The 12,043-nt window shown below is 65.9% G+C and carries 9 protein-coding genes; 3 read left to right on the forward strand and 6 right to left on the reverse strand.

Annotated elements, in window-relative coordinates; genetic code table 11:
• The first annotated feature begins 62 nt into the window (after positions 1-62).
• From ACQPZ2_RS36360 to ACQPZ2_RS36370, 3 genes are all read left to right on the forward strand, one after another.
• Positions 63-761 carry an AzlC family ABC transporter permease gene (locus ACQPZ2_RS36360; protein ID WP_433522548.1) on the forward strand — a complete coding sequence of 233 codons (699 nt, stop codon included), beginning with the start codon at positions 63-65 and terminating at the stop codon, positions 759-761.
• A gap of 61 nt (positions 762-822) precedes the next feature.
• Entirely contained in the window at positions 823-1,143 is a 321-nt protein-coding gene (locus ACQPZ2_RS36365) for an AzlD domain-containing protein (RefSeq protein WP_433522549.1), read from the forward strand.
• A 23-nt stretch (positions 1,144-1,166) separates the two neighbouring features.
• Entirely contained in the window at positions 1,167-1,322 is a 156-nt protein-coding gene (locus tag ACQPZ2_RS36370) for a hypothetical protein (RefSeq protein WP_433522550.1), read from the forward strand.
• On the opposite strand, the gene ACQPZ2_RS36375 is transcribed toward ACQPZ2_RS36370, so the two are convergent.
• From ACQPZ2_RS36375 to ACQPZ2_RS36400, 6 genes are all read right to left on the reverse strand, one after another.
• Positions 1,319-1,984 (reverse strand): hypothetical protein, encoded by a 666-nt coding sequence (locus tag ACQPZ2_RS36375; protein ID WP_433522551.1) that lies wholly within the window; start codon positions 1,982-1,984, stop codon positions 1,319-1,321. The two genes, ACQPZ2_RS36370 and ACQPZ2_RS36375, sit on opposite strands and share 4 nt — an antisense overlap.
• Positions 1,985-2,117: 133 nt before the next feature.
• Positions 2,118-2,540, reverse strand: coding sequence for an acyl-CoA thioesterase (locus ACQPZ2_RS36380; protein ID WP_157124589.1), 423 nt, complete (start codon positions 2,538-2,540; stop codon positions 2,118-2,120).
• 41 nt (positions 2,541-2,581) lie between these two features.
• Positions 2,582-7,519 (reverse strand): NAD-glutamate dehydrogenase, encoded by a 4,938-nt coding sequence (locus ACQPZ2_RS36385; RefSeq protein WP_433522552.1) that lies wholly within the window; start codon positions 7,517-7,519, stop codon positions 2,582-2,584.
• A 1,108-nt stretch (positions 7,520-8,627) separates the two neighbouring features.
• Positions 8,628-10,304, reverse strand: coding sequence for an energy-dependent translational throttle protein EttA (gene ettA / locus ACQPZ2_RS36390; protein ID WP_433522553.1), 1,677 nt, complete (start codon positions 10,302-10,304; stop codon positions 8,628-8,630).
• A gap of 77 nt (positions 10,305-10,381) precedes the next feature.
• A complete protein-coding gene (locus ACQPZ2_RS36395) occupies positions 10,382-10,909 on the reverse strand; it encodes a single-stranded DNA-binding protein (protein ID WP_433522554.1) in 528 nt (175 codons plus the stop codon).
• Positions 10,910-11,065: 156 nt separating this feature from the next.
• The gene (locus ACQPZ2_RS36400; RefSeq protein WP_433522555.1) at positions 11,066-12,034 is read right to left on the reverse strand and encodes a threonine/serine dehydratase; all 969 of its coding nucleotides are present in this window, start codon (positions 12,032-12,034) and stop codon (positions 11,066-11,068) included.
• Between the last annotated feature and the right edge of the window lie 9 nt (positions 12,035-12,043).

A 12,043-nucleotide genomic window follows, 5' to 3' on the forward strand; every position in this document is an offset into this window, starting at 1 on the left:
AACCGGCCGCCCAACAGAGAACCATATTGACGAATCGTCCCGCCATGTTCACTATAAGCTACATGCGTTCGATATGGCGAACACTCGATCGGGACACACTCTCCGGGATCGCGGCGGTACTGCTCGCGGTCGGGCTGATCGGTGTTTCCTACGGTGCGACCGCTGTCACCTCCGGATTTCCGCTCTGGGTACCGGTTGTGCTCGGGGTCGTGGTGCTCGCGGGCGGGGCGGAGTTCCTGTTCATCGGTATCATGGCCGCCGGTGGCAGCCCGATCGCGGCGGTGCTGGCCGGACTGCTGGTCAATGCCCGGCATCTGCCGTACGGGCTGTCGGTGCCCGATGTGGTCGGCACCGGATGGCGGCGGCGCATCGGCGTGCATGTGATGAACGACGAATCCGTCGCGCTGGCACTGGCCCAGCCCGATGTGGCGCGACGGCGGGCCGCGTACTGGGTGAGCGGGTTGGGCGTGCTCATCGCATGGCCGGGTGGTGCGGCAATCGGTGCGCTGATCGGGACCGTGGTGCCAGATACCGGTGCGATCGGGTTGGACGCGGTGTTCCCTGCGGTGCTGTTGTCGCTGATCATGCCCGCACTCCGAGCACGCGGCACCTTGCGCGCCGCACTGATCGGCGCCACCGCCGCCGTGGCGAGCGCTCCGTTCCTGCCCGCTGGAATGCCTGTGCTGGTTGCGCTTTCGGGACTGTTCTTCGCGATCTCGAACCGGGACGGCGACAACCCGGGCGTGGCGCGGGCATCATGAGCGAGCGCGACAACAACACCGCCGCCCGTGGTGCGCAGCCGAGCACCCACGAGGGGCAGGTATGATCACACCGGTCTTGCTGGCGGCCATGGGCGCTTTGTCCGCCGGAACCTACGCGTTCCGTTCGTCGGGTCCTGCTCTGCGCAATCGCATCCGCTTCCCGGAGCGGGCGACGAAGCTCCTGGAGATCGGCGCGGTCGTGCTGTTGGCCGCGATGGTCGCCGTCACCACCCTGCCCACCGGCTCCGGCCATCTCGGATTCGCCCTTCCCGCAGGCGTTCTCGTCGGCGGCCTCCTGGCCTGGCGCAACCAGCCCATGCTTGTGGTGATACTGGCCGCCGCAGCCATTACCGCCGCCCTGCGCCTGTTCGGCGTTTCCTGACTCGGGGGTTGAAGAAGAGTGCGGTGAGATCCGGCGCTGAGCCGGAGCTGGTCGAGCATCTGATCGACCAGCGGCTGTGGCGCTTCGACACCCGCGCCGACCACGGGCCGCTCGAGGGAACAGCGGACCGATCGAGCGGCCCGGTCAGCGTTCGCGGCAGCAGCTGTGCGGGAGCCTAGCTGGGAGTGAGCGGGATGCCGCCACCGCGGCGGCGGGCTACCGAGCCGTAGCGCGCATCGAGACGCAACCAAGTTCTGGTGGCCCGCACGCGGACGATCTCGGCGGGCGGGATGCGGCGCGGGTCGGCTTTATCACCGGAGTGCGGAATGAAATCCATTGCGGTGAGAGCGAATACGACGCGCATCGGCACCTGCACCCGAGCTTCGGCCGCCGATACGGTGAGCACCGTCTGGTCCAGCAGGGAGGCGGGCGGGCCGTGACTGCTGCCGTGCTCCTTGGCCAGCGCCGCCCCCTGTTCGGCGAGTTCGACGAGGGTGCGCGCAGGCACGTCATCGACATGTTCGAAGCCGACATCCGGCGGCAGCGCACCGCGCCAGGCCGAATCCATCGAGTAGCCGAGATCGATCGGACTGCCGGACGGCAAACCGGCCAGCACCAGATCGGCACCGACGGTGACATCGTCGACACTGAGCTCGGCGACCACGGTGCGCACCGCGAGCGCCTCGAAACCCGTTGCCACCCATGCGGATACGTACCGTTCCCCGCGACGGCGCATACGCACCACCGCCGCGGGGTCCAAACGCGTCGCCCGGGTCAGAAACGTCGCCAGGTTCTCACGCTCGGCCGGATCGGAAACATCGAGCACCCGCTGCCCCGACATCAGCGCGTCACCATCTTTGCGCCGCAACTGGATTCAGCCATCACCACACGACCATTCCACCACTGCCCGCGATCGAGCCGAACATGTCCGCCGGATCGGCCACCAGCTCCCGCCGAGTCGATTCGCGCCGCTGTCAGTCTTTCCACTCGGAGAGGTAATCACGTTCGCCATCGGTGAGCCGACGCAGGCGCTGCGTGCGCATATCGAAGGCCGCGATCTGGGTGGAGGCGATCACCGCCGCAGGCGAGTCCGGGGCCGCGCCATTGGCCCGGACCTCGTAACCGATGGTGAAGTCGACCGCGCGCAACTGCTCGATCCACATCGCGATATCGAGCGGGGTGTCCTCGTGCCGCAGCTGGCCGCGGTAGCGGACCCGAAGGTCCGCCAGCACACAGCCCTCACGCAACGGCGCGGTCGGGCGCCCGTCCTCGAACAGCCACGGAATCCGCGCCTCCTCCAGCAACGTCACCATGCGGGCATGGTTGACGTGCTGGAACACGTCCATGTCCGACCACCTGACGTCTACCTTGGCGTGGAAGCGCTTGGGCAGCAGCAGGCTGTCGCCGAGCGCGCTCCCATTACGGTTGAACGAACTGGTCAACGCGGTACCTCCGATTGAGCGCCCACCCCGCTCACCATGCTTCGCACTTGCCGCGCTGCAACCGACAGCGTGGCGAGATCGTGGGTTCCGGACTCGAACAACTCCGACAGCGCGGCCCGAGCGCGCCCGAGCCGGGACTGGTTTTTCGACTCCCAGTATGCAATCTTCTCGTCCGCTGTCTCCTCCGGGTCGCCCCCGGAGAGCACGTCGAGGGTCAGCGAGCGCAGCGATCCGTACATATCGTCACGCAGTGCGAGCCGGGCCAACGCATGCCAGCGATCGCCGCGTTCCAGGTGGCTGACCGCCTGCAACAGCCAATCGATCTTGAGGTGATCGTTGAGCGCGTAGTACAGCGAGCCGACCTCCTCACCGCTGCGATCGGTGATATCTGCGATATCCAACACATCGAGCAGCGGGAACAGATTCAGCAGCCCGAAGACCTCGGTGGCGAGATCGGTCGGCGCGCCGCGGGCGATCACTTCGGCGGACTGATCGGTCAGCGTCGAGACATGATGTCCGCGCAGCCAGCCGGGCACATTCGGCGCCAGTTCCCGCACGCCCCGGCTGTACCGGTTGATCTCCGCACCGACCGCGATCGGCTGCGGACGGTTGCTCAGCAACCAGCGCGAGGCGCGGTCCAGCGTCCGCTTGGTCTCCAGCTCGAGTTCGTCGCGCACCGACACCGCGGCATCGGTGGCCCGGATCCGCGCCCACAGATCGTGCAGATCGAAGATCTCGCTGGCCGCCGCGAATGCGCGCACGGCGTCGGACGAGCTGGCGCCGATCTCCTCGTTCAGCCGATGGGCATAGGAGATGCCGCCGTAGTCGACCATCTCGTTCACCACCATGGTGGTGGTGATCTCGCGACGCAGTCGGTGCCGCTTGATGGCGGTGCCGAAACGCTCGCGCAGCGGTGTCGGGAAGTACTCCGGCAGCCGGGTGGCGAAATACGCGATATCCGGGAGATCGGTTTCGAGCAGGTCGGCCTTGAGCGAAAGCTTCACGTGCGCCATGAGATTGGACAATTCCGGCGACGCGAGACCCGTGCCCTCTTCGATCCTGCGCTTGATCTCCACCTCCGAGGGCAGCGCCTCCAGCTCGCGATCCACCCCGCGACGCGCCTCCAGATCTTCGATGAGCCGCTGGTGCACATTCAGCATCCCGGCTGCCTCGGCCCGGGAGATGCCCATCAGGAAGTTCTGGGAGACGTTGTCCTGCAACACCATCTGGGCGACCTCATCGGTCATCGAGGCGAGCAGCGGATTGCGTTCGGCCTCGGGCAGTACGCCCGCGCTGACCACGCCGTCGAGCAGCACCTTGATATTGACCTCGTGGTCGGAGCAGTCGACACCGGCCGAGTTGTCCAGTGCGTCGGTGTTCATCTTGCCGCCGTTGCGGCAGAACTCGATTCGGCCCAGCGCGGTCGCACCCAGATTGCCGCCCTCACCGATCACCTTGACCCGCAGCTTATTTCCATTGACGCGCACCGCGTCATTGGACTTGTCGCCGACCTCGGCATTGGTCTCGGTACTCGCCTTGATGTAGGTGCCGATGCCGCCGTTCCACAGCAGCTGAACCGGCGCGAGCAGAATCGCCCGCACCAGTTCCGGCGGTGACAGGGCGATTACATCATCTGCCAGCCCCAACGCCTTCCGGGCCTGCGGGCTGATCGGCACCGACTTCACGGTGCGATCCCAGACGCCGCCGCCGGTGCTGATCAGCGAGGTGTCGTAATCGGCCCAGGACGAGCGTGGCAGTGCGAACATCCGCTGCCGCTCTCGGAACGAGGTGTCCGCGACGGGCTCCGGGTCCAGGAAGATGTGCCGGTGGTCGAAGGCCGCGACCAATCGGATGTGCTCGGACAGCAGCATGCCGTTGCCGAAGACATCGCCGCTCATATCGCCGACCCCGACCACAGTGAAATCGGTTGTCTGCGTGTCGATATCCATCTCCTGGAAGTGGCGCTTCACGCTCTCCCACGCACCCTTGGCGGTGATGCCCATCGCCTTGTGGTCGTACCCCGCCGAACCACCGGAGGCGAATGCGTCACCGAGCCAGAAGCCGTAGCGCTGGGCCACGTCGTTGGCGATATCGGAGAAGGTCGCGGTCCCCTTATCGGCGGCCACCACGAGGTAGGTGTCATCGCTGTCGCGGCGGATGACTCGCTCGGGCGGCAGTACCGCACCGGTCGCACGGTCGACGTTATCGGTGACATCGAGCAGACCAGAGATGAAGGTCCGATAGCATTCGACGCCCTCCGCGCCGAGTGCTTGCCGATCCGCGGTCGGATCACCGGTAGCGGCGGGCGGCTGCTTCACCACGAAACCGCCCTTGGCACCCACCGGCACGATGACCGCGTTCTTCACCGCCTGCGCCTTCACCAAGCCCAGGACCTCGGTGCGGAAATCCTCCAGACGGTCCGACCAGCGCAACCCGCCACGCGCCACCGGACCGAAGCGCAGATGCACACCCTCGACCCGCGGCGAATACACGAAGATCTCGAATTGCGGCCTCGGCTTGGGCAATTCGGCGATCTCGCGCGGTTCCACCTTCACCGAGATGTATCCGCGCGAATTGCCCTGGGCATCGGTTATGTAGTAGTTCGTCCGCAGCGTCGCCTTGACCAGCGACAGGATCGCACGCAGGATCCGGTCGGCGTCCAAGCTGACGACCTCATCAATGCGGCCGCGGACCCGGGTCTCCAGTTCGGCGGCGTGCTCGGCCGATTCGGTATCCGGATCGAACCGCGCCGCGAACAGATCGACGAACAGCCGCGCGATATCCGGGTAGGCGAGCAGCACCCTGGTGATATTCGCCTGGCTGTACGGGAAGTCGGCCTGCTGCAGATACTTCGCGTACATCCGCAGGATCGATGCGGTCCGCCACGTCAGCCGGGCGCGCAGCACGAGTTCATTGAGCCCGTCGGCTTCGCCACGCCCGAACCAGACCGCTTCGAAGGCCTCGGTGAACCGGTCGTGCAGCCCACGCTCCTCCGATTCGAGCGCATCGGCCCTCGCCGAAGACTCCAGCAGTTCGGCATCCAGATCCCGGTCCAGCGAACTGCGCAGCAATTCCGGGCGAGCCAGCAAGCCGAAGTCATAGATCCAGCGTTCGCCGCCGTCATCGCCGAGCACCGGATCCAAGAGAATCTGATACGGCCGCTCGTCGACCACCTCGACGCCGAGGCTCTGCAGCACAGGCAACACCTGGCTCAGCGAGATGCCGCTGCCGCCGATGTAGAGCGTGAACCGCCAAGAACCCGGCACCGAATCCGCACGGCGATACAGGTATTGGTCGATGGAACCCGAAGCGAGGCCCTCCAGCCGGACCACATCGGCCAGGGCGCGCTCGGCGGCGAAATCCTGTTTGTAGGCCTCCGGAAATGCCTCGGCGTAGCGCTGCACCACGCCGGGATCCAGCACGGTCGAGGTGCTCACCGCATCGTTGAGGCGGTCGTCCCAGGTGTGCGTCGCCTCGGCGAGCAGGTTCTGGATGCGCAGCCGATTGGCCTCGGAGGTGTCGGCCTGGGCAACCGATTCGCGCGGCACCCCGAGCTCGGACTCCGGCATGCGCACCGTGAAATACACACTGGCCAGCTCGCTTTCGCTGACCCGCGCCGAATAGTCGATGGAGACACCGCCCAGTTCGCGCACCAGGATTTCCTGCATCTCCAGCCGCACCCGCGTGGTGTAGCGATCCCGGGGCAGATAAACCAGGCACGCGACGAACCGGCCGTAGCCGTCCGAGCGCAGAAACAGCCGAACCTGTCGGCGCAGACCGACATTCAGCACCGCGGTCGCGGTGCGACGCATGGTCTCGACATCGGAGGAGAACAGTTCGGTGCGCGGAAACGACTGGATGACCTCGAGCATGGCCTGTCCGGAGAACGAATCCAGATCGAAGCCGCTCTCCTCGATCACCGAACGCACCCGGCGCGCGATCACCGGGATATCCATGACGTTCTCATGTACCGCGGTCACGGTGAAGACACCGATGAACAAGTGCTCGCCGACGATGGTGCCGGACTCGTCGAAGTCGGCGACACCGATGAAGTACGGGTACACCGAGCGGTGCACGGTGGCGGGCACCAGGCCCTGGGTCAGCATGAGCAGCTGGCGGTCGCCGGCGTTGATCGGCACATGGAAGTCGGTGCCGACATCCGGGCGCAGCACGCCGAGGCAGGTGCCGGGCAGCGGGTTCGAGATCGTCTGTTCCTGATCGGCGCTGAGCCGGTAGCGGGCATAGCCGAGCACGGTGAAATTGCCACTGGCCAACCAGCGCAACAGATTCGCGGTATCGACGAGATCGGTATCGGAGAACGGCGCGTGGCCGGATTTCGCCGCCACCTCCAGTTCATCTGCCAGATTGCTCTGCACCTGTTTGATGGCCTCGGTGTCACCGATGACCTGACGCACATCCGCGACGACGTCCGGTATGGACTGCTCGATCCGGCCCAGCAGGGCCGCACTGGTCGACGGGTGCAGTTGCAGATGCATCCATGATTCGCGCAGGCCATCGGTGCCGTTGCTGTCGACCTCGTGTGGCGCGGCGCTGATCAGCCGTCCGTCCGGATCGCGCGTCACCTCGAAGATCGGGTGGATCACCTCGCTCACGCTGACGCCCATCCGGCTCAGCGAGGAGGTGATCGACTCCACTAGCAGCGACATATCGTCGGTGACCAATTGCACCGCGGCGCCGAGGCCGGAGCCGTCGTCGGGGTGGTAGACCCGTACTAGCGCCCGCCCGGCGGGGCGGGTCATCGCGAGTTCCATATGCCGCCGGAAGATCTGAGTGATCCCGGTGATCGCACAGTCCACATCGCCCGCGTCGACGTGGCGGAAATACGCCTCCTCGAGGGTTGCGAGCTCGCCGCGCAGCGACTGCGGCAAACTCGCGGCCCACGCCGCGCTGGACAATTCGGACGAGACCGTCATTTTTTCGCCAACTCCTCGGATTCGGTTCCGCAACAAAGTGACGCCGGTCCGAGAGTAGCTGTGCCATGCTGACGCGTGGGTGAATTCCCTTCTAAATGCAGGGTGTTCACCGATACCGCAGCGTTCGCCGCTTGATTGCCGAGGTCATGGTCCCGGCACAGCTCCCGATCGGACCGGCAACGTCAGGTAGACGCAATCGCGGTGGTAGCGACCCAATGCCCGGACTGCGCCTGCGCATGCACGTTCCCCACCATAGTCAGATCTTTGGAAGGGCGTGTGTCGACCGTATTTCCTTCGGTGGAGACACCGTGCGGCGCGTGTTGGCCGCAATTCCTTCGACAGAACGACCGCTCGACATCGTCATGCACAGATGTGATTCCTCCCCCGCCTCGAGGCGGGGGGATTCCGTACTACGTGTGCGGAGTTCTTGTCCTGCGGGGACGTGGGTCCGCAGTTCTCACACAAAGGTGCGTTCGGACAGCAGGAGACAGTGCTCGGCTCTCGCATCGCAGTTCTGGTCGCAATCCCGTGTCATCCGCTTGGCCCACTTCCGGGCGGTGGTCCTGGCGCTGCCGACTGGATTCCCGCCCGACGATGTTGCGGGACAAGGTTTTTGATATCGCTCAACGCGTTCGCACGAGACTTACCGAAGTCCCGGATGATCTGTTGCCGCGGAACCGACGCCCCGCCGCGGAGGCAGTCGAGTTCGGCCCGCCAGCCGGTAGGTTTCCCATCGAGCCCAGTGGGCCGATCCTCTCCCGGGCCCGGTGAGCGGTCCCGAGGTTCGCCGATACATCGGTTCCATACCCGCCGACAGCGGTCCCATCGGCCAGCAACGCCTGCTCGGCGGCGCGGGACAGCTCAGCCGGTAGCTGTACCGCGCGTTCCCATCCCCTCGCTCACGATTCCCGCCGCCTCCACAACGGCACCCGAAATCGGATGCCTCTGCCGCTTTGCCCGGTCGAAACATGGTTGTTTCGGCTCGACTCAGCCGCCCCGCGGATGCGGAGGAGGGCGGCCTAGAGAGCCCGTCGCGGACGAGCGTCTGGCCGCAAAAGCCGATCCGGCGGGGCCGTGCACATGGCAACCGCCCCGCCGGACGCCGGACTCAGTCGCGGGTGAGCTTGCGGTGCGTCACCCGGTGCGGGCGGGCCGCCTCCGGGCCGAGGCGCTCGATCTTATTGGCCTCGTACGCCTCGAAGTTGCCCTCGAACCAGAACCACTTGGCCTCGTTGTCGGTGTCACCCTCCCACGCCAGGATGTGGGTGCAGGTGCGGTCGAGGAACCAGCGGTCGTGGGAGATGACCACGGCGCAGCCCGGGAACTGCTCGAGCGCGTTCTCCAGCGAACCCAGCGTTTCCACGTCGAGGTCGTTGGTCGGCTCGTCGAGCAGGATCAGGTTGCCGCCCTGCTTGAGGGTCAGCGCCAGGTTCAGGCGGTTGCGCTCACCACCGGAGAGCACCCCGGCTGGCTTCTGCTGATCCGGCCCCTTGAAGCCGAACGCGCTGACGTAGGCGCGCGAGGGCATCTCCTGGTTGCCGACCTCGATGAAGTCCAGCCCGTCGGAAACGACCTGCCAGACATTCTTCTTCGGGTCGATGCCAGCACGGTTCTGGTCGACGTAGCTCAGCTTGACCGTCTCGCCGACCTTCACCTCACCGCTGTCGGGCGATTCGAGCCCGACGATCGTCTTGAACAGCGTGGTCTTACCGACACCGTTCGGACCGATGACACCGACAATGCCGTTGCGCGGCAGGGTGAACGACAGATCCTTGATGAGCTGACGATCCCCGAAGCCCTTGTCCAGATGCTCGACCTCGACGACCACATTGCCCAGACGCGGACCCGCCGGGATCTGGATCTCCTCGAAGTCCAACTTCCTGTGCTTCTCGGCCTCGGCAGCCATCTCCTCGTACCGGCCGAGGCGGGCCTTGTTCTTGGCCTGGCGGGCCTTGGCGCCGGAACGCACCCAGGCCAACTCCTCCTTGAGCCGCTTCTGCAGCTTCTGATCCTTCTTGCCCTGGACCTCGAGCCGCTGGGCCTTCTTCTCCAGGTAGGTGGAGTAGTTGCCCTCGTATGGGTAGGCGCGGCCGCGGTCGAGTTCGAGGATCCACTCGGCGACATTGTCGAGGAAGTACCGGTCGTGTGTGACGGCGAGGACGGCGCCCTGGTAGGAGGCCAGGTGCTGCTCGAGCCACAGCACGCTCTCGGCGTCGAGGTGGTTGGTCGGTTCGTCGAGCAGCAGCAGGTCGGGCTTGCTGAGCAGCAGCTTGCACAGTGCGACGCGGCGGCGCTCACCACCGGAGAGGTTGGTGACCGGCTCGTCCGGCGGCGGGCAGCGCAGCGCATCCATGGCCTGCTCGAGCTGGGAGTCGACATCCCAGGCATCGGCGTGATCGAGGTACTCCTGCAGCTTGCCCATTTCGTCCATGAGCTCATCGGAGTAGTCGGTGGCCATGAGTTCGGCGATCTCGTTGAAGCGATCCAGCTTCACCTTGACCTCGCCGAGGCCCTCCTCGACATTGCCGCGGACCGTCTTCTCCTCGTTCAGCGGCGGCTCCTGCTGCAGGATGCCGACCGTGGCCTCCGGCGAAAGGAAGGCGTCTCCGTTGTTCGGCTGGTCCAGTCCGGCCATGATCTTCAGCACGCTGGATTTACCCGCGCCATTGGGGCCGACGACGCCGATCTTCGCGCCGGGAAGAAAGTTCAAGGTGACATCGTCGAGCACGACCTTGTCGCCGTGCGCCTTGCGAACCTTCTTCATTTGGTAGATGAACTCAGCCATACAGGGAAGCCTATCGGTGTGGGTATGGATGGAATGCAGCAGAGCCACCACTGTCGCCGGGGGTATCCGGCCTGCGGTCAAGCGTCGACGGGCTCGGTATCCGCGAGCCGGGGCGGTGCGGAAGTCAGGGACGTCGCGTCCTCCCCCGGTCCCTCCCCATCGACGCGTGCACGGTCATCAGCGCTGGATCGGTCACAACTATTCCGTGCCAGGGTACTGGGTCCCGACGCCGCGCCCGAAACCGCGCGCCGGACCACCTGTGCGGTGCAGCGGGACAGGTCCGGACCGATCGAGGTGGCGCGCATCTCGACATCACGCCGCTCCACGCCATCCCTGGCCCGGTACTCGTGGGTGCGCAGCTGACCGTAGGCGATGACCGGATCGCCGCGCCGCAACGAGGCGTCGACACCGACCACCAGACGACGCCAGCAGCTGACGGTGAGATAGAGGGTCCCGCTGTCGACCCATTCACCCGTCTCCGGATTGAACCGCCGGGAATTACTCGCCATCCGGAAGCTGACCACCTGCTCGCCATTGGTCAGATCGCGCTTGACCGGATGGGTCACCACGGTCCCGATCACGGTAACCATCGATTCATACATCATTCCGCCCCTTCACATTTCGATCCGTCCGGCTCCCGGGTCCCTCACCGAGATGCCCTTTCAGCCTGACGGCTCCGCGCCCCCTCCGGCCGACCCGGCTCCCGAATGTGGACAACCTCGCCACATGTGGACAGTCACCGCTTCAAATCCCCGAAAGAATTAAAGCGCCGCCAGATCGGTATTGGCGCCACACAGCACGATCACCGGCCGCTCACCCTCGGCAGGCACATACGCACCGCTCTGCACGGCGGCCAACGCCGTTGCCCCGGCAAGTTCGACCACGACCCGGAACTCGCGCCACAAATATTCGCGAGCGGTCGAGATGGCGTCATCGGTCACCAGCAGCGACCGGACTTCATAGCGTCGCGCGACATCCAGCGCGATATCCCCGATTCGATTGGCGCCCAAGGAATCCGCCGCGATGCTGCGGACGTTCACATCCACCGGACGGTCCGCTTGCAGCGCGGCGTTCAGCGTCGGAATGCCCTCCGGTTCGACCCCGACCACCTGCTGACGCCGCCCCAACGCCGCGGCGATCCCGGCGACCAACCCGCCGCCACCGACCGCGACCAGCACCGGCGGCCGCCCACGCACCTGCTCCTCCAACTCGAGCCCGACGACACCCGCACCGGCGACCACGGCAGGCAGGTCGTAGGCGTGCAGCTGCAACGCCCCCCGCTCTTCGGCGAGTTCGGTCGCGTACTTGTAGGCCTCCGCGTAAGTCGTTCCGTGCCACAGCACTTCGGCGCCGTAGGACCACATCGCGGCCACCTTGGTATGCGGCGCCGACTCCGGGACCACGACCGTGCACGTCTTGCTGAGACGAGCCGCGGCAAGCGCGGCCGCGATCCCGGCGTTCCCACCGGAGGCGATGACCACGTGGTCGACCTGAGCCGAGGACTCCAGCAGCGCGTTGAAGCTGCCGCGCACCTTGAATGTCCCACCGTGCTGCAGGTACTCGAGTTTCAGCGTGACCGGAACCGGCCCGTTCGGTCCGATGATCGAGGTATGGAATACCGGTGTCTTGCGCACCTGACCGGCCAGCCGTCTGCGGGCCGCCCGCACGTCGGATCGATATACCCGTCGGGCGTGCCTGTTCTCGACCACCGCGGTACTCCGCTCACTCACGCTTGCACC

The sequence above is a fragment of the Nocardia pseudovaccinii genome, assembly GCF_050942345.1.
Taxonomy (GTDB): Bacteria; Actinomycetota; Actinomycetes; order Mycobacteriales; family Mycobacteriaceae; genus Nocardia; species Nocardia pseudovaccinii.